The sequence below is a fragment of the Hymenobacter taeanensis genome, from assembly GCF_013137895.1.
GTDB classification, from domain to species: domain Bacteria; phylum Bacteroidota; class Bacteroidia; order Cytophagales; family Hymenobacteraceae; genus Hymenobacter; species Hymenobacter taeanensis.
In genome coordinates this window covers 3,530,478-3,552,028 of record NZ_CP053538.1, presented here as the reverse complement: position 1 = coordinate 3,552,028, position 21,551 = coordinate 3,530,478, and the positions used below count along the sequence as shown (strand labels likewise).

The following is a 21,551-nucleotide window of genomic DNA, read 5'->3' as shown; positions in this document are numbered from 1 at the left end:
CTGAAAAGTTTGCAACTAGCAGCTCCAATCTATTCTATTCCTTACATGACCAAAGCTTTCCTGCTAGGCCTAGGCCTGCTGGGTGCGGCCCCAGCCTTTGCCCAAAGCCCAGCCGCTCGCCCCGACTCGGCTGCTCTGCTCCCCTACCGCGAATCGGCCCGCAAAATCAATGCCCTGGTGCATACCAAGCTCGATGTGCGCTTTGACTATGCCAAGCGCTACCTCTATGGCAGAGAGTGGGTTACGCTGCAACCCGTGGCCTACGCCACCGATTCCCTGCGCCTCGATGCTAAGGGAATGGATATTAAGTCGGTGACGATGGTAAATGGCAACGATGCCAAGACCCTGCGCTTCGACTATAACCAAGAGCAGATGCTGGTGCATCTGGATAAGCTCTACCCCCCCGGCCAGCAGTACACCGTGTATATTGAGTACACGGCCAAGCCCGATGAGCTGAAAGCCAAGGGTAGCCAGGCTATTACCGACGCCAAGGGCCTGTACTTTATCAATCCCGATAGCTCCGTGGCGGGTAAGCCCCGCCAGATCTGGACCCAGGGCGAGACGGAAAGCTCCTCTGCCTGGTTCCCGACCATCGATAAGCCTAACCAGAAAACAACGGCCGAAATAAGCATGACGGTGCCTGCGCGCTATGTTACGCTCAGCAATGGGCGCCTCGACTCGCAGAAGCCTAACAACGACGGCACCCGCACCGATACCTGGAAGCAGGAGCTCCCTCACTCGCCCTACCTGTTTATGATGGCGGTGGGCGACTTCAAGATTGCCAAAGACACCTGGCGCGGCAAGGAAGTGAGCTACTACCTAGAACCCAAGTATGCCCCCTTCGCCAAACAGATTTTCGGCAACACGCCCGAGATGCTGGAGTTTTTCTCCCAGCGCCTTGGAGTAGACTACGCCTGGAATAAGTATGCCCAGATTGTGGTGCGCGATTACGTGAGCGGGGCCATGGAAAACACTTCTGCTACTCTGCACGGTGAGTTCCTGCAGAAGGATGCCCGCGAGCTGCTCGATGCCGAGTATGCCAGCGGCGAATCAGTAATTGCTCACGAGCTGTTTCACCAGTGGTTCGGTGACCTGGTAACGGCGGAAAGCTGGAGCAACCTCACGGTAAATGAGTCGTTTGCTGACTTCAGCGAGGCGCTGTGGGCGGAGCATAAATACGGTCAGGATGCCGCCGATGCCCACGCCTATCAATACATGCGCAACTACTTGCGTAGCCCTCAAGACGCCCAGAAGAACCTCGTGCGCTTCCACTATGCCGACAAGGAAGACATGTTTGACCTGGTGAGCTACCAGAAGGGCGGTCAGATTCTGAACATGCTGCGCAGCTACCTCGGCGACGACGTGTTCTTCGCGGGCCTGAAAAAGTACCTCACTGACAATAAGTTTGGTAACGGCGAGGCGCACCAGTTGCGCCTTGCGCTGGAAGCTACTTCAGGCCAGGACCTGAACTGGTTCTTTAACCAGTGGTACTTCAACTCAGGCCACCCAGTAGTTACCATTGATTACGCCTGGGATGCCGCCCGCAAAGAGCAGACTGTTATCATCAAGCAAAATCAGCCCGGCCAGGTATTCCAGCTGCCGCTGGCCGTAGATCTGTACGTGAACGGCAAGCCTGAGCGCCATAACGTAATGCTGCACCAGCGCACAGAAACGCTGCGGTTCCCAGTAGCCAGCAAACCTAGCCTCGTTAATGCTGATGCAGAGAAGGTGCTATTGTGGCAAAAAACGGATAACAAGCCGTTTGAGGACTATGTGTATCAGTACAAGAATGCCCCTCGCTACGTTGACCGCCGCGAGGCAGTAGCTGCCGCCGCGGCCCGCCCCGCCACGGATGCCGCGGCCCGCGCTCTGCTAGTTTCTGCTTTAAACGACAAGTATACTGGCCTACGCCTCACGGCTTTGTCGGGGCTGAAGCTGGATGACAAAGCCGTGCAGAAGGCCGCTGCTCCGGTACTGCGCCGCCAGTTGGCCCAGGAGAAAAACAACAACAACCAGGCGGCCATTCTGCTGGCACTGGCCCAGCTGAAGGAGAAGAAAGACAGCAAGCTCTTCACCCAGTCGCTTAACAGCCAGTCATATGCGGTGCAAGGAGCGGCGCTGAGGGGCTTAGCTGGGGTACAACCGGCTACGGCCCTGGCCCGCGCCAAAGCCCTGCAGGATGATACGCACGGTGCTATCAGCAACGCCGTATCCAGTGTATATGCGCAGTACGGCGATGCCAGCAACTGGGCTTATATTCGTGACCGATTTGACGCCGCCGGAGTGCAGGGCAAGTTTAACATGATGGAAAGCATTGCGGGCGTTATGACGCGCTTAAACGACGCCACCGTGTTGCGTGAGGGCACAGAGCGCCTCCAGAAGCTAGCCATCGACTACAAAAAGTACGGCGCCGATCAGCCAGTGCTGGGCCTGTTGAGTGAGGTGAGCAAAGGCAAGTCCGCCGACCAGCAAGCTATTGTTCAGCAAGCCATGCAAGCTATTCAGCAGGCACAATAGGCCGCTAGTATTTCTTGTCAATTCAAAAGAGACCTGGCTTGGCTGGGTCTCTTTTTTTGTGGCTATACTGGTCTCTACAAGCTCGTTTGGCTTACTGAAGCAATAAACGCCCGCCTACGATATTCAGGTGCATAGGTTTCAACTTGCTCCTGAAATCGAACTTTTAAGGTCAGTCGCGTGTCGGGGGTGGCATGAGAATGACCATCCTGCTGACCGCCGCCGGGCTTTTGCTCGCCGGCCCGGCCCGCACCCTGGCCCAGACTACTGACTATCGGTCGGATAATGGCGAGTCGCCATTTGTGCGCTTGATTCGCCCGGACCGCCCGGGTCAGACCATTACTACGAATATGCTCTACCCGGGCCAGTTTCAGCTTGAAACGGGCCTCAACAGCTACGACCGCACTAGCAGTGTAGGCTACGCCGGCCGCTCTGCGTGGGGAAGTACGCTACGGGTAGGCTTCTTTAACCACATTGAGCTACGCGCCACGCAGAACTACCTGCTCACTCCTGGCGGCTCTAGGCCACTTACGGGCGAGGGTGCCCCAGCGCCCTACACTGGCCCAGCAGGCTTTGCTCCGCTGAACGTGGGTGCGAAATTTTTAGCCTCCACGGTGCAGAACAGCCGCTCACAGGTAGTAGTGCTCCTGGATATGAATCTGCGCAACGGCAATGCCAGCTTCGGGGAGAAGCAGTATGAGCCCGGTGGGCGCCTGCTGGTGTCGCAGCAGATCGGGCAACGCTTTGGGCTGGAAGGCAACTTCGGGTTCCGGCAGCGCGGCTTTAAGGCCGAGGGCACCAAGCAAGGTCAATACCTGACTACATTGGCGCTTAATGGTCCGCTTACAGCCTCCAACCATGTAGGCTTCTTTGCGGAAACCTATGCCACCTGGCAGCGCCAACAGGGCTGGCTACCGGGCGTAACCTCTGGCGTATACTGGCGCCCTATTCCGGGCCTGCGCGTTGATGTTACGGCGGGCCACGGCCTAACGGGTGCCGCCGGTGGGTTTACTATTGGGGGCGGACTTAGCGCCCGTTTCGGCAAGTAGAGCTACTTAGTTATAACAAGGCCCTAGGCTACTCTGTGCTGATGTGCAGAGTGGCCTAGGGCCTTGTTGTGGCAGCAGAGTGCAGGCTACTGCTTTACTTGCTCGGGGGCAATGCGGGTGGGGGTTTGCTTGCCGGCAATAATACCTGCGGCGCTACGCCCGATGGCCGATATAACCGCCGTCATATTGGCTAAATCCAGTGATTCTACCTCATCATTTACGCTGTGGTAGAGCTTATCCGTCGGGATTTGGTCGGTGCTGATGGTGTGGGCCGGTACTCCCAGACGGGCCAGCGTAGCGTTATCAGACCGGTAGAACAGGTTTTGCTCGGGATACGGGTCGGCTTCAAAACGGAAGACGGCTCCTTTGGTATTTTCCTGTAGCAGCTTTCCGAAGTCAGATTTATCGAAGCCGGTAATGAAGGCCGTGTTAGGACCAAACTTGGCTTGCTTGCCAATCATCTCAATGTTGAACATGGCCACTACCTGCTTAGGGTCAAGCTGCTGCGAAAAATAACGAGCCCCAAAGCCTCCAATTTCCTCGGCGGCAAAAGCCACAAACATTAGGGTGCGGGCATTATCGGCCTTTTTCTTAAAATACTCAGCCAGGGCTACCACGGCGGTAGTGCCGCTGGCGTCATCGTCGGCTCCGTTGGCAATAGAATCGCCTTGCACCGCCGGAATTATGCCTAAGTGGTCGTAGTGGCCACTAAACACTACTTGCTCGGCTGCAAGACTGGCATCTTTACCGGGCAGAATACCTACCACGTTGCGCAGTTCCACCGTCCGGATGGTGGTGGTTGCGGCTACCCGAAATTTAACGGGGGCCGGCGGTGGGGTTCCCAGTACCATCAGGGTAGTGAATTCAGCTGGTTTATCAACCCGTAAGTTGCCCCGCTTCACGTAACCTGCCAGCCGATTGAATGCAGTGGCCTGGCTTGGGTCAATAAATACAATACTGTTCTCGCGTGGGTCTAACAAGGGCCGTACTTCCCGCATCAGGTTAGCTCCGGCCGCTACCGTTACAATGCGGGGAACTGGCTCATCAGAGTCGGTCCAGTTTAAGTGAGGCTGACCAGAAACCAGCAGTACCTTATCGGGGGTCACGTTGGCGCCGTTTATGTTCACAAAGGCCGCGGCCGTGCGCACCTCATACGTCGGAAACGATTGCGCAAAGCCTGCTAAACCCGGCAACGGCTCTAGGCCTATGCGCTGAAACTCACTGACCAGAAAATCGGCTGCTTTTTGGGCTCCGGGTTTCCCAGAAGCTCTTCCCTGCATATCATCGGCGGCCAGGGCGCGTAGTACCCGCTCAACGGTGGCCGGGGCCACTCCCGGAGCGGGAACAGTAACAGTTTTTCTCTGCCCTAGCGCGATTTGCGTACAATAGAATAAAAGGGAGATAAAAAGAAAGGTTTTCATGGCCGAATGTAGCCATTTTGTCCTATTCTAAACTAGTGCAGCAAGTGCTTCCGGCTTCATTTTTTAGAACGGTTTCGCATTTTTGCTACTCCTTACTCGTCTGCCTTATGCTCCTATTCCGTCGGTTACGCACCAGCTCGCTCATTCTCAGCTTATTACTGGCAGGCTGTCAGTCGAAGCTCACTCCGACAACTTTTACTCCCGCGCCGCCCCCGCCCGCTACCCTGCACACCACCCGCTGGATACTCTACCGGCTGGAGGCTCAGCCGGTAACCACTACTCCTGAGCGGGAAATGTACGTGCAGCTTAGTGCCACGGAAACCCAGGCCGAAGGACAGGGCGGCTGTAACCGGTTTCGGGGTTCGTTCCAACTCCCTATGGAAGGCAAGCTGCAGTTTGGCCCTCTACTTTCTACCAAAATGGCCTGCCCCGAACTGGCCCTGGAAAACCGTTTCCTGCAAGTGTTAGGCAGCACCCGCTCCTACCGCATCAGCGGCGACACCCTGCGCTTGTACAGTGAAGCTACTGTGGCCCCGCTGGCCGTGTTCTTGGCCCGCAAATAAAAAAGGGCGTTTCCTTGAACAGGAAACGCCCTTATTACTGGCCTAGGCCACTTTCACGGAGAGCTTAGGCCAGTGTCAGGACCAAGTCATCGGAATTAACCAGAGTGCCTTCACCCAGGTGCAGGCCTTTCACCACGGTATCTTCGTTGGCGGTAATGGTGGTTTCCATTTTCATGGCTTCAATAATGAAGAGAGGCGCATTGCGCTTTACTTCTTCACCATCTTTCACCAGCACGCGGGAGAGCATGCCCTGTAGCGGCGCCCCAATCTGCTTAGGGTTAGCCTTATCAACTTTGGCATTGTGCACGCGCACAACTTCCACGCTGTTGTCGCGGATTTCTACGTTGCGGGTCTGGCCGTTGAGGTTAAAGAAAATGGTGCGGTTGCCATCCTCGTTTACCGGCCCAATAGACTGCAGGCCTACGATGATACTCTTGCCCTTGGCAATATCAATGATGGTTTCCTCACCCGGCTCTAGGCCATAGTAAAACACGCGGGTAGGAATGATACTCACCTCACCATATTGCTGCAGGTGCGCCCAATACTGCTCAAATACTTTGGGGTAGAGCAGCCAGGAAAGCAGATCGGTGAATTTGCTGCGGGTACCGAACTTCTCCTCAAATTTCTTCCACTCTGCCTCAAAATCAATGGGGGCCAGGTGCTCGTTGGGGCGGTCAGTGAAGGGCTGCTCATCTTTCAGAATGGCTTTCTGCACCTCACTAGGCCACCCTCCTTCCGGCTGCCCTATGTCGCCGCGAAACAACTCCCGCACCGACTCTGGGAAGTTCAGGCTCGGGCCTTTCTCCAGCACGTCGGCGGTGGTTAGATTATTGGAAACCAGGAACAGAGCCATATCACCCACCACTTTCGAGGAGGGCGTTACCTTCACAATGTCGCCGAAGAGTTGGTTTACATCAGCAAACGTAGTCTTGATGGTTTCAAACTTATCCAAGAGGCCTAACGCTGCCGCCTGGGGCCGCAGGTTAGAGTACTGCCCCCCAGGAATCTCGTGCTGGAATACTTCTGAGGTACCGGCCTTGAGATCCGACTCAAACGGGTAATAGTACTCGCGCACGGTTTCCCAATAATTGGAGAATTCGTTGAGGGAGTACTGGTCGTACTCGCGGTGGCGTGGCTGGCCCCGCAGCATCTCCACAATGCTGTTGAAGTTGGGTTGTGAGGTAAGCCCCGAGAGGCTGCCTAGCGCCACGTCAATTACATCAACCCCGGCCTCAACGGCCTTCAGGTAGGTAGCAGCCTGTAGGCTGCTGGTGTCGTGGGTGTGCAGGTGAATGGGCATAGCTACCGTGTCGCGCAAGGCCGTAATGAGCTCCTGGGCGGCGTAGGGCTTCAGCAAGCCAGCCATGTCCTTAATACAGAGGATGTGAGCTCCCGCGTCTTCAATTTGCTTGGCCAGGCGCAGGTAGTACTCCAGGGAGTACTTGCGGTTACGCTTGGGGTTGAGAATGTCGCCGGTGTAGCAAATGCTGGCCTCCGCGAGCCGGTCGGTTTTGGTGCGCACAAAATTGATGCACGATTCCATGCCCGGCATCCAGTTCAGAGAGTCGAAGATGCGGAACACATCAATACCAGTTTCGGCGGCCTGCTGCACAAAACGCTCGGTGAGGTTATCGGGGTACGCTTTGTAGCCCACGCCGTTGGCCCCACGGATGAGCATCTGGAGCAGGATATTCGGCACCGCTTTGCGCAGCTTGGCCAACCGGTCCCAGGGATCTTCGTGCAGGAAGCGCAGGGCCACATCAAAGGTGGCACCGCCCCAGCACTCCAGCGAGAAGGTTTGAGGGTGCTGCTTGGCGTAGCGCTCGGCTACCTTCAGCATATCGAAGGTGCGCATGCGCGTGGCCAGCAGGCTTTGGTGGGCATCGCGCAGGGTGGTGTCAGTGTAATGAATGGCGTTATCGGCCCGCAGCCACTTGGCAAACTCATCGGGGCCCAGCTCAGTGAGCTTGTCTTTAGTACCAGGCGTGTAGGCGGCGCCGGGGTCGTATTGGGGCAGGCGGGGCTTGCGCAGCTCGCGCTTGGAGTCCACGTGCCCTTTCACGTCGGGGTTGCCGTTCACAATCACGTCGCCAAGGAAGCTGAGCACCTTGGTTGCGCGGTCCTGGCGGGCCTTAAACTTAAAGAGCTCGGGGTGGTCTTTGATGAAGTCCACATTGGCTTCCCCCTCCGCAAAAATGGGGTGGGCAATGATGTTTTGCAGAAACTGAATGTTGGTGTGCACCCCGCGCACCCGAAACTCATCCAGCGTCCGGGCCATCTTTTGGGCGGCACCCGCCAGCGTGGGCGCGTGAGCCGACACCTTCACCAATAAGGAATCAAAGAAAGGCGACACTTTTACGCCCGTGTACACGGAGCCCTGGTCAAGACGAATACCGAAGCCGCCCGCCGAGCGGTAAGCCGTAATGGTCCCGTAATCGGGCTTGAAGTCGTTCTCGGGGTCCTCGGTGGTGATGCGACACTGAATGGCCACCCCCGTTTTCATGGGCTTCACATCAGGCCCCAGTCCTATCTCAGGATCAGTCAGCTGGCGGCCATCGGCAATATGAATCTGGGTTTTGATCAGGTCAATGCCCGTAATCATCTCCGTAACCGTGTGCTCTACCTGAATGCGCGGATTTACCTCAATGAAGTAAATGCGGTCTTGCTCAGGGTTGACGAGGAATTCCACGGTACCCACGTTGTTGTAGTTCACGGCCCGGCCCAGGCGCAACGCATACTCATAGAGCAGGTGGCGCATGTGGTCGGGCAGGTTGAGTGAGGGAGCTACTTCCACCACTTTCTGGTAGCGGCGCTGCACGGAGCAGTCGCGCTCGTAGAGGTGCACCAGGCCACCATGGTTGTCGGCCACTAGCTGCACTTCAATGTGCTTGGGCTGCTCCACAAACTTCTCCAGAAACACGGTATCGTCGCCGAAAGCCTTCAGGGCCTCGTTGCGAGCCTCGAAAAAGCCCCTTTCCAGCTGCTCATCGTCGCGGATTACGCGCATGCCCCGGCCACCGCCGCCGGAAGCCGCTTTGAGCATTACGGGGTAGCCAATGCGGTGAGCCTCCGTCAGGGCTACGTCGATATCGGTCAGGTCGGCTTCGCTGCTTTCGATGATAGGCACCTGGCACTGCACTGCCACCCGCTTGGCCGCTACTTTGTCGCCCAAGGCTTCCATCACCTCGGGGCGTGGCCCTACGAAGATGATACCCTCTTCACGGCAGCGGCGAGCCAGCGTGGCATTTTCGCTCAAGAAGCCATAGCCAGGGTGAATAGCATCCACGCCGTTTTCCTTCGCCATCCGGATGATGCCTTCGATATCGAGGTACGGCTTGAGCGGGTCATCATCCCGACCGATCTGGTAGGCCTCATCGGCTTTATAGCGGTGAAGGGAGTAGCGGTCCTCGTAGGTGTAGATGGCCACGGTAGTAATGCCTAACTCAGTGGCAGCCCGAAGTACACGAATGGCAATCTCGCCCCGGTTGGCGACTAGCAGCTTACGGATGTTCATACGAAACAGCAGAGTTTAAGGAAGTAGGGAGGTGATGCAAACTACGCAAAGGGAGCTACAGAGTTAGCGAATTTTAGCTGAAACTTATTTTTTCGCGATATTAGATCTGTTTTATGTGTCACATATACCCTTAGTTTTCCTGGTTGATTAGGTTTACTACTAGCGTTACCATTACGTCTTTATCAGTGGGTTTACTCTCAACAATCATGAGGGTAAGGGCCACCCGCGCATTATCGGCTAGTCGGCGCGAGCCATCAGGTTTGTACAGGCAGTTGTTCTTATCTATAAACCACAAAACCACACGAACAGGAAGGCGGCAATGCGCTTATTACCATCAGAGAAGGAATGATTCTTCACTACGAAGTAGAGCAGATTGGCCGTTTTCTCCTCCACACTTGGGTACAATTCTTCACCGTCAAAACTCTGGTAAATAGTGCGTACTGAGCTTTGAAACGACTCGTCTTTCTCTCGCCCGAACAGCACACTGCCGCCAAACTGCTGCCGCAGCCCATCCACAGCTTGCATAGCCGCTTCGTGAGTTAGCTCAAAGGTTGTGTCGGGTGAAGTACCCGTGATGCGCAGGCGCTGATGGTCGTATTGATCCAGCACATCAAGGGCCCGGGCATAGTCGCTGAGCACTCGCAGCAGGGCTGTCGTTTGGTCAGGCGTCAGCTCTTGGCTTTCCAATATTTCCCCCTGCAGGCGCAAGAGTCGCTTTAGCTCCGTCAGTTGGCGGGTGTCTTCACGCAGGCGCTTCTCATTTAGCGCATAGCCCTGTACTAGGTACTGTCGCATTACTTGCGTGGCCCATTGCCGGAACTGAGTGCCCTTTTTAGAGTTGACTCGATATCCGACAGAAATAATTACGTCGAGGTTGTAGTAGTCCGCCGGACGACCATCCTTCTTTTCTGAAGAATCCAGCGCCGGACTTCTATGCATTTTTTGCATAGAAGTCTTTGCAGTATGTTTTGCCGAGGAAGATGGGAATGCTGCAGCGTTTCGAACGCATTCTGCCTCAGCTAGTTCATCTGTTTGAAAGATATTGCGCACATGGCGGCTAATAACACTTTGGTCACGGCCAAATAGTTCAGCCATTTGTGCTTGACTGAGCCAAATAGTTTCGTTTTGCAGTTGTACATCCAGCTGGGTTTGGCCGTCGGCCGATTGGTAGAGAAGGATTTCCTGGGTAGGCTCCATGGATAGAGGTGGGGCATAGAAGTGCGACTTGGCAAGATGATGAATCAGAACCTAGAAGGCAAACCGCTGATAGTATTTGCTACAACGCCAATGGGCCTAAACTTTCTCTGAATGGTTCAGTTAGCAACTACTCCTTCTCACCTGATTTGCTCCATGAAGTTTGCTGACAAAAACATCCTCGTAGTTGGTGCCTCCTCCGGCATTGGCTTAGCTACTGCCCGCCTGCTGCACGAGCTGGGCGCTACCCTCTACACCGCCTCACGCCACGAGTCGCCCGAGCTGGCGGAACTCAACACCGCTTTTATAGGAGTAGATGTAACGCAGCCGCTAGGCCAGCTGCTGGACGGCCTGCCCGAAGTGTTGCACGGCGTGGTATACTGCCCCGGCAGCATCAAGCTGCGGCCCTTCGAGCGCATTCCGGCCGAGGACTTCCGCAGCGACTTTGAGCTGAATGTAATGGGTGCCGTGCAGGTGCTGCAGGCTTCCATGAAGCGCCTCAAGAAGGCCAATGGCGCCTCGGTGGTACTGTTTAGCACGGTGGCCGCCGATACGGGTATGGCATTTCACACCAGTATTGCCACTGCCAAGGCCGCCGTAGAAGGCCTCACGCGGGCCCTGGCCGCTGAGTACGCCGCCAGCGGTATCCGGGTGAATGCGGTGGCCCCTTCCCTCACTAACACTCCCCTGGCCGCCCCCCTGCTCAGCACGCCCGAAAAGGTGGAGGCCGGTGCCAAACGCCACCCGCTGCAGCGCATTGGTGAGCCCCAGGACCTGGCCTACATGGCCTCGTTCCTGCTCTCTGACCACAGCTCTTTCATCACGGGTCAGATAATGCCCGTAGATGGGGGCATGGGCCGATTGAAGTAAGACTTTATTCCTGCCCAGCTTCACCTTCTGGTTTCACCAACTGCCGTGGGCTTTACCGATGAAAATCACCCTTTTTTGGCACCGCCGCGACTTCCGCCTCCACGATAACGCCGGACTAGCGGCAGCACTGAGCAGCGGCTATCCAGTGGTGCCGTTGTTCATCTACGACCGGGAAATTCTGGACTTGCTGCCCAGTCGCCGCGATGCGCGTGTCACGTTCATCTATGATCAGGTAGAGCGCCTGGCCCAGGAAACCGCGCAAGCAGGCGGCACCTTCCTGGCCATGTATGGTCGCCCACTTGAAGTCTTCGAGCAGTTGCTTACGCGCTACGAAGTGGCGGCCGTGTATACCAACGAGGACTACGAGCCTTACGCTGCCGAGCGCGACACCGCCGTGGCCGAGCTATGCCAGCGCCATGGGGCTACCTTTCAAGCTTACAAAGACCAGGTCATCTTCGCGAAGCGGGAAATCCTGAGTAAGTCGGGCAGCCCGAACCGCACCTTCAGCTCCTACCGCAACGCGTGGCTGGATAAGCTGCAGGATGAAGATTTGCAGCCCTACCCTTCCAAGGAGCTCTTTACAGCAGAGCGGCTAGGCCACTTGCCTGATGCTGAGCCTAGGCCTGGCTTGGAAAGCATGCAGTTTGAGCGGTTTGAGCAGTTTGTGCCGGCGGCTGAGCTTCCAGCCGAGGCTGTGGTGCGCAACTATCACCTCACCCGCAACTCGCCGGGGCAGGTGAATAGCAGCACGCGCCGCTCGGTGCACCTGCGCTTTGGTACGCTCAGCGTGCGGGAACTCATGCGCCAGGCCCGCGACCTGAACCCCAAACTGCTGGCCGAGCTAATCTGGCGCGACTACTTCATGATGTTGCTCTGGCACTTCCCTAACACCGCCACCGAAAGCTACGACCCACGCCTGCGCCATGTGCCCTACCGCAACAACGAAGAGGAATTCAAAGCTTGGTGCGAGGGCCGCACGGGCTACCCGCTGGTAGATGCGGGGATGCGCGAGCTAAACCAGACCGGCTACCTGCCCAACCGCGCCCGTATTGCGGCGGCGGGCTTCCTGGTCAAACACCTGCTTATTGACTGGCGCTGGGGCGACAAGTATTTCGCCGATAAGCTCCTCGACTACGACATGGCCCAAAACGTAGGCAACTGGCAGTGGATGGCGGGCACCGGCGTGGTAGCTGCGCCCTGGTTCCGGGTGTACAGCCCCCAAAGTCAGCAAGAACAGTACGACCCCACCTTTGCCTATGTGTGGCAGTGGGTGCCCGAGTTTGGCACCTGTGAATACCCCAAACCCATTGTAGAGCACAAGTTTGCCCGCCAGCGGGCCGTTGACACCTTGCGCGCTGCGTATCAGGCGGCTGGCTAGGCCACTTTCTTTCTGACTTACCGCCTAGGCCGCCGAACTACCCACCCACTTCACCGGTTATACTTCTACTATGGAACAGCAACCTTCGCCCGCCGCCGAACCTGAAACCACGGCTACCCCCGCCGACCGCATTAAGCAGGCCTACCTCGACTATGTGCTCCGCAAGGGCAAGCCGCCGGTATCAGTATACAAGCTCACCCAAAAGCTAGGCCTGCCCGAGCAGGAGTTCTACCGGTACTACGCCAATTTCGCGGCCATCGACCGGGAACTGTGGGCTGACTTTGGTCGGGAGGCCCGCAGCACGGCGGCCAAAGAGCCCGTGTGGGCGCAGTACGGTGCCCGCGAGAAGCTGCTGGGCTTCTACTACACCCTGCTGGAAGTACTGAAGCGCAACCGCAGCTACGCGCTCAACTCTCTTCACCGCTCCATGCCGGAGTTTCCGGGCCTGACACCTCGCGTGCTCGACGACTTTCGCCAGGACTTTGAGGTGTTTGTGGGCGAGATTCTGCGTGATGGCCGCCGCACCGAAGAAGTGGCTAGCCGCCCGCTGGTGCAAGACCAATACCCGCGTGCCTTTTGGCAGCAGGCCCTGTTTGTGCTGGGCTTCTTCGCCAAAGACGACAGCATTGATTTTGAACGCACGGATGCTGCCGTCGAGAAAGCCGTTACGCTCAGCTTTGATCTGGTAGGTCGCAACACCCTTGATTCCGCCGTGGATTTCGTGCGCTTCCTCGTGCGCCGGAAGTAGGCGCTTACGCTTGATTAGCCTAAGTGGCCAACGCTGGTGTAGGCCACTTTGCCGCAACCCCATCTAATGGAAGAACCCCAAAAGTCTCTCTCCTCCCTGCCTACTACCAAAGTAGCGCGGGCGGCTCGTTTTGCTAAAACCGGCCTGAACGTGGGCGCTAACTACCTGAAGCACTACGCTAAGCGTGCCGTAGGAGCCGACTCTACTTCCGAAGACCTGCATGCCGCCAACGCCGCTGAGCTCTATGGTGCCCTCAGCGAGATGAAAGGCTCAGTGCTGAAAGTGGCCCAGATGCTGGCCATGGAGAAGAACATTCTGCCCACTGCCTACGCCGATCAGTTTGCCCAGGCCCAGTACCAGACGCCTCCCCTGTCGGGCCCGCTGGTGGTGAAGGCCTTTCGGGATGCCTTCGGTAAGTCGCCGTTTGAGGTATTTGACGAGTTTAACTTGCAGGCCCGGCAAGCCGCCAGCATTGGTCAGGTGCATTTTGCCCGCAAGGGTAATCTGGCGCTGGCCGTAAAGGTGCAGTACCCGGGTGTGGCCGATAGCATCCGCTCCGATATCCGGTTGGTGAAGCCCATTGCCCTGCGCGTGCTAGGCCTCTCCGAAGACACGGTACGCCCTTACCTGGAGGAGGTGGAAACTCGCCTCATCGAAGAAACCGACTATGCCCTGGAACTGCGCCGAGGTCAGGAAATTGCTGCGGCCTGTGCCGACTTGGCGCACTTGCAGTTTCCCAACTACTACCCGGAGCTCTCCTCCCTGCGTATTCTGACGATGGACTGGCTACCGGGCCAGCATCTGAAAGAGTTTTTGGCTACCGACCCGCCCCAGGCTGTGCGCAACCAGCTAGGCCAAGCCCTCTGGGACTTCTACATGTTCCAGCTTAACACCCTGCGCACTGTTCACGCCGACCCGCACCCCGGCAACTTCCTGCTGCGCGCCGATGAGGGCGGCACCCTGGGCGTGCTGGATTTCGGCTGCGTGAAGGAGATTCCCGAGGATGTGCACCGGCTTTTCACCGCCCTGCTAGCTCCAGAAACCTTAGCAAACGCGGCGCTGCTGACCATGCTGCTGGAAGAGGCCGGCGTGGTACGCGCAGAGGATGCGCCTGCCAAACGCACGTTCTACGTGAGCACTATGCAGGCCTCCTTGGAGCTGGTAGGTCGCCCCTTTCGCCAGGCCACTTTCGACTTCGGCGACCCGGCCTACATGCAAAGCCTCTACGCCCTCGGCGACGATCTTATGCAGCAGCCAGAGCTCCGGCAGCAGCGTGAGCCCCGCGGCTCTGAGCACTTTATTTACCTCAACCGCACCTACGTAGGCCTTTACGCATTGCTCACAGAACTGCGCGCATCTATCACAACCACCGCAGTGGCCTAGCTCACTGCTGAGTAGCCCCTGAAAACCTAATTGCCACTTACGAGTTTATGCTGCCCAGTCCAGCTTCCCTATCGGGAGGCCGGACTGGCTTTTTTCACTCCTCTCTTCCCCTCCATGAAAAAAATCTGGACCCTTTTTGCGCTGCTTCTGAGCACCGTTACCATGGCCTCGGCGCAAAGCGCCATGAGTTGCTGCGCCAAGCCAACTAACGCCACCGAGGCATTTGCCATGCTGGCCTCCAACGAGGACTTCTCAGGTGGCCACGATGCGCCCCTGCCGTATACTTACGCCGGTGAGGGTGAAACCATCGAGTTCAAAACGCCGGACGGGCAAAGCAGCAAGGCCTTTGAAATCAAGAGCAATGTCCGCTCTGATAAGTACCTGTTCGTGATTCACGAGTGGTGGGGCCTCAACGACTACATTAAGAAGGAAGCCGCGCAATATGCCAAGGATCTGCCCGGCGTAAACGTAATTGCCCTCGACCTCTACGACGGCCAAGTGGCCACCGACCCCGACCAGGCCGGCAAGCTCATGCAGGGCGTAAAAACCGACCGTGCCCAGAACATTATCAAAGGTGCCTTGCTGTATGCGGGCCCCAATGCCAAAGTGGCCAGCGTTGGCTGGTGCTTCGGGGGTGGCTGGAGCCTGCAAACGGCCCTGATAGCTGGCCCGAAAGCTGTTGGCTGCGTGATGTACTACGGCATGCCCGAGAAAGACGTAGCTAAGCTCAAAACCCTGAACACGGACGTGCTGGGCATTTTCGCTACCCAAGACAAGTGGATTAACCCTGAAGTGGTAGCTCAGTTTCAGAAGGACATGGCCGCCGCGAAGAAGAAAGTGACCATCAAAAGCTACGATGCCGACCACGCCTTTGCCAACCCTTCAAACCCCAAGTACAACAAAGAGTACGCATCCGACGCGCACACCGCGGCCGTGGCGTATCTGAAGAAAAACTTCAAGCTGAAAGGCTAGGCCTATCGTCTGCCGCAAGCCGTATTGCTATAGCAAAAGGAGCTGCCTGGTTAGGCAGCTCCTTTTCTTTTATGTGCATAAAAAATGTATCTTTTCTCAAAGCCCTGCTCCTCTACACTCCCCACCTCCTCCACTATGACTACCCTGCCCGCTCTGCTTTCTGAATACGGAGAAAGCCATCAAAACCCCACCAACAAGCTGGTGCACTGGGTATGTGTGCCGCTGATTATGTTCTCCATTCTAGGCCTACTCTGGTCGATTCCGGTGCCAGATGCATTGCGACAGATTAGCCCCTGGCTGAACTGGGGCACCTTGGTGATGGGGCTAGCCATCGTGTATTATCTGCGTCTATCGGTGCGCCTTTCCATTGGGATGCTGTTTGTGTGGCTGCTGATGGCGGGGGCATTGCGTCTGGTAGATGCCGGAGCCGTGCTACCACTGTGGGCCATGTGCCTGATTGTGTTTGTGCTGGCCTGGGTTGGCCAATTCTGGGGCCATAAGGTGGAAGGTAAAAAGCCCTCTTTTCTCAAAGATCTGCAGTTTCTGCTAATTGGGCCGCTCTGGCTTCTGCACTTTGTGTATCGCCGCTTAGGCTGGCAGTATTAGCGGTAACGCGCGTTGTATCTATACCACAAGGGCCAACTTACTGTAGTAAGTTGGCCCTTGTGGTATAGTAGAATGATGATGCTCAGGCTATTCCACGGGCTTGAGCTGCCAGTTAGAGGCCAGCAAAGCAGCCAATTCGGCTACACTCTCGGTGAGCTGCTCCCAGCTGTTGAGCAGGAAGTACTGGTCCTGCAGATGCGCTTCGCTGTAAGGCGTTTGGAGTACCGTGGCCAAGTCGAAGGGGTAGCGGCGGGTAACGTCGCCGATGCAATGATGAATCTCGCCTGATGACGACAACAAACCAGCCCCGTACATCCGGGCCTCACCCCGCTCCTGCACTAGCCCAAATTGCACCGTGAAGCCATACAGCCGCTCAAGCCGAGTGAGGGCCACTTCATCCTGCAAGTGCTGAGCGGCTACTTGCCCCAAGAAGTGCAGAAAATCGGCAAAGGCCTGATCCATCAGCAACGGCACGTGCCCAAATACGCCGTGGAACAGGTCGGGCTCCTCAATGAAATCGAACTGCGCCATGGAGCGGATCCAGACGGTAGCCGGAAACTTACGCTGGGCCAGCAACCCAAAGAACTGAGCATCGTTCAGCATGCCTTCCACTGGCTCCAGCTGCCAACCAGTAGCTTTATACAAACGCTGACTGACCTCCTCAAAGTTGGGAATAGCATTGCGGTGAAAGCCCACTGCCACCAGTCCCTTGGCAAAAGCCGAGCAGGCCCGCTTGTGCAGAAGAGCCGTTTGGCGGTCAAACAATACTTTCCAAACCAACTGGTCCTGCGTCGTGTACCGATCGTAGTGCTGCTGAAGCATGGCTTTAGGGATAAAAAAAGGCCCGATTTCCTTTCGGAGTCGGGCCTTTACTGGTTTTCAGAGTTGAAGTAGCATGTTGCTCTTAGCTTCCGTACCGGCAATGCAGCCCGATTTCGCCCTGCATGGGGCGAATATTGGTTAGGCAGACTTGTTTCGCGGAATAGTTAAACATGATGTACAAATATAGGGATTTATAAAAGCCGCTTATATATATAAGCGCTTATTTTTTTGCATGCTAACTTTCCATAGTTCAGCTTATTAGATAAATATCACGTATTTCATGGCTTACAGCCTGAAACCAACCTCCTTTCGCAGAAACAATTTTCAGACCTAGGCCTGCTTATTAACATGTAGCCTTATAGATTTGTCAAAGCCCGGTTTATTGCTCCTGCTTAATGCATCTTCGTTATTTCGATGCCTGAACAAAAGCCTGCGTTGGCTCCTTGCGCAAAGGGGGGTAGCGGCAGCACCAATAAACTCGCAACGCCAACTCACAATGAGTCCACAAAAAACGCCAGCAACAATCGGCTGTAAGCGCTAAAGGCGAATAGCATTTGTGGAAAGTACAAACCCTTCGCTGCCAGACAATAAAAAACCGCTTGGCACACCACATCTACGATTGTGACGTGCCAAGCGGCTCTTTAGGCCACATCAGGGGCCTATTCCAGCTCCTGGCGCAGGGCGTACACTTTGCGCAGATTCCGGATCAGGCGCTCCGACTCCTGGAAATTCAAGGTCTGAGCTCCATCAGAAGCTGCTTCTTCCGGCTTCTCGTGGGCTTCATAGATGATGCCGTCGGCGCCGGCCATTACGCCGGCCAGCGCCATTGAGGGTACGTACTCCCGAATACCAATGCCGTGCGAGGGGTCAACGATGACGGGCAAGTGGGTCTTCTCTTTGAGGATAGGCACCGCATTCAAATCAAGCGTATTGCGCGAGGCTGTTTCAAACGTGCGGATGCCTCGCTCGCAGAGAATCAGCTTCTCGTTGCCACCCGAGAATACATATTCCGCCGACGACAGTAGCTCCTCCAGGGTACCGGAAATGCCGCGCTTAATCATTACGGGCTTATCTACGCCGCCGAGGGCATCGAGCAAGTTGAAGTTTTGGGTGTTGCGGGCGCCCACCTGAAACACATCTACGTAGTCGTGCATCTCCTCAACCTGCGACACCTGCATCACCTCCGTGATAATCTTGATGCCGCGCGCCCGAGCCATTTGGTGGAACAGCTTTAAGCCTTCCATACCCAAGCCCCGGAAGGAATACGGTGAAGAGCGCGGTTTAAACACGCCGCCCCGCATAATGCGCACGTCGTTATCCACGAGGTGCTGCATGATAAGCTCCATCTGCGGCTCGCTCTCAATGCTACAGGGGCCGGCGGCCAGCGTGAGGTTACCCTCCCCTATCCGCACGCCGTCGCCGAGGTCGAGAACAGTGGGCCGCACGCGCCACTTCCGTGACACCAGCTTGTAGTCGTCGGACACGCGGTGAATATCCAGGATGCCAGGCAGCTGGCCGATGGCGCGCAGATCAATATCGGCTTTGCCAATAGCCACCAAGTAATGCGCCCGCTGGGTTTTTACCTCCGTGGCTTTATACTTCAGGTCTTTGATGCGGGCCAGAATGTCCGCTTTAGCGGTTTCGGCAATGGTCGGGTCTAATTGAATGATCATGTGCTGGAGGGGGTTTCCGCAGAGGAACACAGGGGTGTGCGCGGAGGGCCGCAAAGGGGGCTCTGCGGTAGAAAGTGTTACTTAATTACCGACTGAATAAACCGGGTGGCGGCGCCAGGAGCATCATCCACACCTTCTAATGCCCGTATCAGAGCCGAGCCAATGATGGCTCCCTCCGCATGCTGGCAGGCATTCTGGAACGAAGCTTTGTCGCCGATACCGAAGCCGATGAGGCGCGGGTTGCGCAGGTTCATGGCCTCAATGCGCTGGAAGTAGGCCTCCTGCACGCCCTCAGCCTGAGTATTTTGCCCACCAGTAGTGCCGGGCCCCGACACCAGATACAGGAAAGAGTCTGTCAGCTCATCAATCCGGCGAATACGCTCGGGCGCTGTTTGGGGCGTGATGAGGAACACTGGCCTTAGATTATGCTGGCGGAACGTCTCCTGATACTCGGCCACGTAATCGTCGAGGGGCAAATCAGGCAGAATAATGCCATCTACGCCCGCAGCAGCAGCTTCGCGGCAAAAGTTCTCTACCCCGAACTGCATGACCGGGTTCAGGTAACCCATCAGCAGAATCGGCGTTTCGGCCACTTCCTCCCTAATGCCTTCCAGCTGGCGAAACAGCACCCGCATATTCATGCCGTTGGCCAGGGCCACGGTGCTGCTCTGTTGAATCACAGGGCCATCGGCCAATGGGTCAGAAAACGGCATCCCAATTTCAATCAGGTCGGCACCAGCAGCCGAAATGGCTTTGATAAGGGGCACCGTGGCATCAAGCGTGGGGTAGCCGGCGGTGAAGTAAATATTAAGCAGACCGCGCTGCTTCTTCTCAAATGCTTGTTGAATTCGGTTCATGAGTTGGTTCCCGCTGAGGACCGCAGAGGTTGCGCAGAGGTACACGGAGGTCGTTCGTCTGCGCACCTCTGCGATACATCTGCGGTCCTCTGCGAGAAATAATCACATAATAGCGTCGGCGTACTTAATGTACGTTTCCAGGTCTTTGTCGCCGCGGCCGGAGAGGTTTACTACCACTACATCGTCGGGGCCGGCCCCTAACTGGCCTAGCGCGGCCAAGGCGTGAGCCGTTTCAAGGGCCGGGATGATGCCTTCCAGCCGGCTGCACTCCGCTACTGCTTTTAGCGCCGGCTCATCCTCAATGCTGATAAACCGCGCCCGACCGGAGTCGGCCAAGAAAGCGTGTAATGGCCCAATACCAGGGTAATCCAGGCCCGCCGACAGCGAATACGGCTCCGTAATCTGGCCATCCTCATCCTGCATAAGTAAGGTGCGCGAGCCGTGAATGATACCTGGTTTGCCCAGCACCGACGTAGCCGCCGAATGGCCGGAGTTAACGCCGTGCCCAGCCGCTTCTACCGCTACCAGCTTCACCGAAGGCTCTTCCAGGAAATGGTAGAAGGCCCCCGCGGCATTGGAGCCACCACCCACGCAGGCCACTACGTACTGGGGTAGCTCAGAGCCGGTTTTCTCCAGCAGCTGCTTGCGCATCTCTTCACTGATTACGGCCTGCAGGCGTGCTACCAGATCGGGGTACGGGTGTGGGCCTACCACCGAGCCAATAATGTAGTGCGTATCCACGGGGTTGCTGATCCAGTCCCGGATGGCTTCGTTGGTGGCATCTTTCAGGGTGCGGCTGCCACTCATGGCGGCGCGCACCTCAGCCCCCAGCAGGCGCATGCGGTACACGTTTGGCTTCTGGCGCTCCATGTCAATTTCGCCCATGTACACAATGCACTGCATACCCATGAGGGCGCACACCGTAGCCGTGGCCACGCCGTGCTGACCCGCGCCAGTTTCCGCGATGATGCGCGTTTTGCCCAGCCGCTTGGCCAGCAAGATCTGGCCTACGGTGTTGTTTACTTTGTGGGCGCCAGTATGGCAAAGGTCCTCACGCTTCAGAAAAATGCGGGTGTTATACTTCTCCGACAGTCGCTTGGCCTCGAACAGTGGCGTAGGCCGGCCCACGTAGTCGCGCAGTAATTGCTGGTACTCCTCCTGAAACGCCGGCTCGGCCATAATGTCCAGGTAGTTGTGGCGCAGCTCTTCTACGTTCGGGTAGAGCATCTCAGGAATGAAAGCCCCGCCGAATTGGCCGTAATAGCCACGCTCCGTAGGTTTTTGGTAGGTAGTGCTCATGATGAGGTTGGTTGCTTGTTGATGCGGCCGGGCATTAGCTGCCGGGCCGGAGTTCAGTAAACATTTGCCGGAGCAAGGTGGCGTCCTTCACCCCAGGGGCCGTTTCAAACCGGCTGTTCAGGTCCAGTGCAAACAGGCCCGGCAGGCGTAGGTTACGTAAGCCGCTGGCGTGGGCGAGGCCTAGGCCACCCGCCAGGAAGTAGGGCACCTCCAACGGGTAACGCGTCAACAGGCTCCAGTCGAAAGTGGTGCCGTTGCCGCCGGGTTGCTCGCCTTTCGTATCGAAGAGAAAGTAATCGACGTGGCCTACATAGGGCATCAGCTGGCCAAAGTCGAAGTCGGCTCCCACGGAGAAAGCCTTCACCACTGCCAGGCCGCTCTCCCGCAGTTCCTGACACTGAGCCGGGGTTTCGTGGCCGTGCAGCTGCACCAGATCCAGGCCCAGCTCCTGCACGCGCCGCCTGATTTCCTCGGTGCTTTCATTCACAAATACCCCCACTTTCCGAATGCTGGTGGGCAATGCGGCCAGCGTTTCAGCGCTCAGCTCCTCCCCCACGTAGCGGCTGGATTTTGAGTAGAAAATGAACCCCAGGAAATCGGGCTGGAGTGCGGCCACGGCCGCCAGACTGGCGGGCTCGCGCATACCGCACACCTTTATATAAGGAGTGCCAGTGGGCGCAGACATGGT

18 protein-coding genes are annotated in these 21,551 nt (G+C 56.8%); 9 read left to right on the top strand and 9 right to left on the bottom strand.

The genetic code is table 11. The annotated features are described in order from the left end of the window. Positions 1–45 precede the first annotated feature (45 nt). Both HMJ29_RS14970 and HMJ29_RS14965 read left to right on the top strand, forming a co-directional pair. Entirely contained in the window at positions 46–2,517 is a 2,472-nt protein-coding gene (locus tag HMJ29_RS14970) for a M1 family metallopeptidase (protein ID WP_171592246.1), read from the top strand. A 191-nt stretch (positions 2,518–2,708) separates the two neighbouring features. Beyond that, entirely contained in the window at positions 2,709–3,563 is an 855-nt protein-coding gene (locus tag HMJ29_RS14965) for a transporter (RefSeq protein WP_171592245.1), read from the top strand. An 86-nt stretch (positions 3,564–3,649) separates the two neighbouring features. Here HMJ29_RS14965 and HMJ29_RS14960 read toward each other — a convergent pair whose 3' ends face one another. After that, the gene (locus HMJ29_RS14960) at positions 3,650–4,984 is read right to left on the bottom strand and encodes a M20/M25/M40 family metallo-hydrolase (RefSeq protein WP_171592244.1); all 1,335 of its coding nucleotides are present in this window, start codon (positions 4,982–4,984) and stop codon (positions 3,650–3,652) included. Positions 4,985–5,091: 107 nt separating this feature from the next. Between HMJ29_RS14960 and HMJ29_RS14955 the strand changes: the two genes are divergently transcribed. Continuing rightward, a complete protein-coding gene (locus HMJ29_RS14955; RefSeq protein WP_171592243.1) occupies positions 5,092–5,547 on the top strand; it encodes an META domain-containing protein in 456 nt (151 codons plus the stop codon). A gap of 64 nt (positions 5,548–5,611) precedes the next feature. Here the strand turns inward: HMJ29_RS14955 and HMJ29_RS14950 are convergent, their stop codons facing one another. The 3 genes from HMJ29_RS14950 to HMJ29_RS20495 form a co-directional block, all read right to left on the bottom strand. Further along, the gene (locus tag HMJ29_RS14950; protein WP_171592242.1) at positions 5,612–9,061 is read right to left on the bottom strand and encodes a pyruvate carboxylase; all 3,450 of its coding nucleotides are present in this window, start codon (positions 9,059–9,061) and stop codon (positions 5,612–5,614) included. A 130-nt stretch (positions 9,062–9,191) separates the two neighbouring features. Continuing rightward, positions 9,192–9,356 carry a hypothetical protein gene (locus HMJ29_RS20500; protein ID WP_244679205.1) on the bottom strand — a complete coding sequence of 55 codons (165 nt, stop codon included), beginning with the start codon at positions 9,354–9,356 and terminating at the stop codon, positions 9,192–9,194. After that, positions 9,344–10,000 carry a type II toxin-antitoxin system death-on-curing family toxin gene (locus HMJ29_RS20495; RefSeq protein WP_253805647.1) on the bottom strand — a complete coding sequence of 219 codons (657 nt, stop codon included), beginning with the start codon at positions 9,998–10,000 and terminating at the stop codon, positions 9,344–9,346. Before HMJ29_RS20495 ends, HMJ29_RS20500 begins: the two co-directional genes overlap by 13 nt. Before the next feature lie 411 nt (positions 10,001–10,411). Here HMJ29_RS20495 and HMJ29_RS14940 point away from each other — a divergent pair, with 411 nt between their 5' ends. The 6 genes from HMJ29_RS14940 to HMJ29_RS14915 all read left to right on the top strand — a co-directional run bounded on the left by HMJ29_RS14940 (position 10,412) and on the right by HMJ29_RS14915 (position 16,212). Then, positions 10,412–11,125, top strand: coding sequence for an SDR family NAD(P)-dependent oxidoreductase (locus HMJ29_RS14940; protein ID WP_171593358.1), 714 nt, complete (start codon positions 10,412–10,414; stop codon positions 11,123–11,125). Between the two features lie 58 nt (positions 11,126–11,183). Further along, positions 11,184–12,503, top strand: a complete 1,320-nt coding sequence (locus HMJ29_RS14935) for a cryptochrome/photolyase family protein (protein ID WP_171592241.1) — start codon at positions 11,184–11,186, stop codon at positions 12,501–12,503. A gap of 70 nt (positions 12,504–12,573) precedes the next feature. Further along, positions 12,574–13,251, top strand: a complete 678-nt coding sequence (locus HMJ29_RS14930) for a TetR/AcrR family transcriptional regulator (protein WP_171592240.1) — start codon at positions 12,574–12,576, stop codon at positions 13,249–13,251. Positions 13,252–13,317: 66 nt separating this feature from the next. Then, complete coding sequence (locus tag HMJ29_RS14925; protein WP_171592239.1) at positions 13,318–14,634, top strand: ABC1 kinase family protein; 1,317 nt, start codon at positions 13,318–13,320, stop codon at positions 14,632–14,634. Between the two features lie 114 nt (positions 14,635–14,748). After that, entirely contained in the window at positions 14,749–15,606 is an 858-nt protein-coding gene (locus tag HMJ29_RS14920; RefSeq protein WP_244679208.1) for a dienelactone hydrolase family protein, read from the top strand. Between the two features lie 135 nt (positions 15,607–15,741). Continuing rightward, positions 15,742–16,212: an Mpo1 family 2-hydroxy fatty acid dioxygenase gene (locus HMJ29_RS14915; RefSeq protein ID WP_171592238.1), complete on the top strand. Its 471-nt coding sequence runs from the start codon at positions 15,742–15,744 to the stop codon at positions 16,210–16,212. An 87-nt stretch (positions 16,213–16,299) separates the two neighbouring features. On the opposite strand, the gene HMJ29_RS14910 is transcribed toward HMJ29_RS14915, so the two are convergent. The 5 genes from HMJ29_RS14910 to HMJ29_RS14890 all read right to left on the bottom strand — a co-directional run bounded on the left by HMJ29_RS14910 (position 16,300) and on the right by HMJ29_RS14890 (position 21,548). Next, a complete protein-coding gene (locus HMJ29_RS14910) occupies positions 16,300–17,034 on the bottom strand; it encodes a phenylalanine 4-monooxygenase (RefSeq protein ID WP_244679209.1) in 735 nt (244 codons plus the stop codon). 659 nt (positions 17,035–17,693) lie between these two features. Further along, complete coding sequence (gene aroF, locus HMJ29_RS14905) at positions 17,694–18,707, bottom strand: 3-deoxy-7-phosphoheptulonate synthase (protein ID WP_171592237.1); 1,014 nt, start codon at positions 18,705–18,707, stop codon at positions 17,694–17,696. 77 nt (positions 18,708–18,784) lie between these two features. Further along, positions 18,785–19,564, bottom strand: a complete 780-nt coding sequence (gene trpA / locus HMJ29_RS14900) for a tryptophan synthase subunit alpha (RefSeq protein WP_171592236.1) — start codon at positions 19,562–19,564, stop codon at positions 18,785–18,787. A gap of 102 nt (positions 19,565–19,666) precedes the next feature. Next, entirely contained in the window at positions 19,667–20,863 is a 1,197-nt protein-coding gene (gene trpB, locus HMJ29_RS14895; protein ID WP_171592235.1) for a tryptophan synthase subunit beta, read from the bottom strand. 34 nt (positions 20,864–20,897) lie between these two features. Then, entirely contained in the window at positions 20,898–21,548 is a 651-nt protein-coding gene (locus HMJ29_RS14890; RefSeq protein WP_171592234.1) for a phosphoribosylanthranilate isomerase, read from the bottom strand. Positions 21,549–21,551 lie beyond the last annotated feature (3 nt).

Bases quoted from the DNA above. Each gene is read 5' to 3' on its own strand.
- HMJ29_RS14970 (WP_171592246.1), top strand. From the start codon at position 46: ATGACCAAAGCTTTCCTGCTAGGCCTAGGCCTGCTGGGTGCGGCCCCA.
- HMJ29_RS14965 (WP_171592245.1), top strand. From the start codon at position 2,709: ATGAGAATGACCATCCTGCTGACCGCCGCCGGGCTTTTGCTCGCCGGC.
- HMJ29_RS14960 (WP_171592244.1), bottom strand. From the start codon at position 4,984: ATGAAAACCTTTCTTTTTATCTCCCTTTTATTCTATTGTACGCAAATC.
- HMJ29_RS14955 (WP_171592243.1), top strand. From the start codon at position 5,092: ATGCTCCTATTCCGTCGGTTACGCACCAGCTCGCTCATTCTCAGCTTA.
- HMJ29_RS14950 (WP_171592242.1), bottom strand. From the start codon at position 9,061: ATGAACATCCGTAAGCTGCTAGTCGCCAACCGGGGCGAGATTGCCATT.
- HMJ29_RS20495 (WP_253805647.1), bottom strand. From the start codon at position 10,000: ATGCATAGAAGTCCGGCGCTGGATTCTTCAGAAAAGAAGGATGGTCGT.
- HMJ29_RS14940 (WP_171593358.1), top strand. From the start codon at position 10,412: ATGAAGTTTGCTGACAAAAACATCCTCGTAGTTGGTGCCTCCTCCGGC.
- HMJ29_RS14935 (WP_171592241.1), top strand. From the start codon at position 11,184: ATGAAAATCACCCTTTTTTGGCACCGCCGCGACTTCCGCCTCCACGAT.
- HMJ29_RS14930 (WP_171592240.1), top strand. From the start codon at position 12,574: ATGGAACAGCAACCTTCGCCCGCCGCCGAACCTGAAACCACGGCTACC.
- HMJ29_RS14925 (WP_171592239.1), top strand. From the start codon at position 13,318: ATGGAAGAACCCCAAAAGTCTCTCTCCTCCCTGCCTACTACCAAAGTA.
- HMJ29_RS14920 (WP_244679208.1), top strand. From the start codon at position 14,749: ATGAAAAAAATCTGGACCCTTTTTGCGCTGCTTCTGAGCACCGTTACC.
- HMJ29_RS14915 (WP_171592238.1), top strand. From the start codon at position 15,742: ATGACTACCCTGCCCGCTCTGCTTTCTGAATACGGAGAAAGCCATCAA.
- HMJ29_RS14910 (WP_244679209.1), bottom strand. From the start codon at position 17,034: ATGCTTCAGCAGCACTACGATCGGTACACGACGCAGGACCAGTTGGTT.
- aroF (WP_171592237.1), bottom strand. From the start codon at position 18,707: ATGATCATTCAATTAGACCCGACCATTGCCGAAACCGCTAAAGCGGAC.
- trpA (WP_171592236.1), bottom strand. From the start codon at position 19,564: ATGAACCGAATTCAACAAGCATTTGAGAAGAAGCAGCGCGGTCTGCTT.
- trpB (WP_171592235.1), bottom strand. From the start codon at position 20,863: ATGAGCACTACCTACCAAAAACCTACGGAGCGTGGCTATTACGGCCAA.
- HMJ29_RS14890 (WP_171592234.1), bottom strand. From the start codon at position 21,548: ATGTCTGCGCCCACTGGCACTCCTTATATAAAGGTGTGCGGTATGCGC.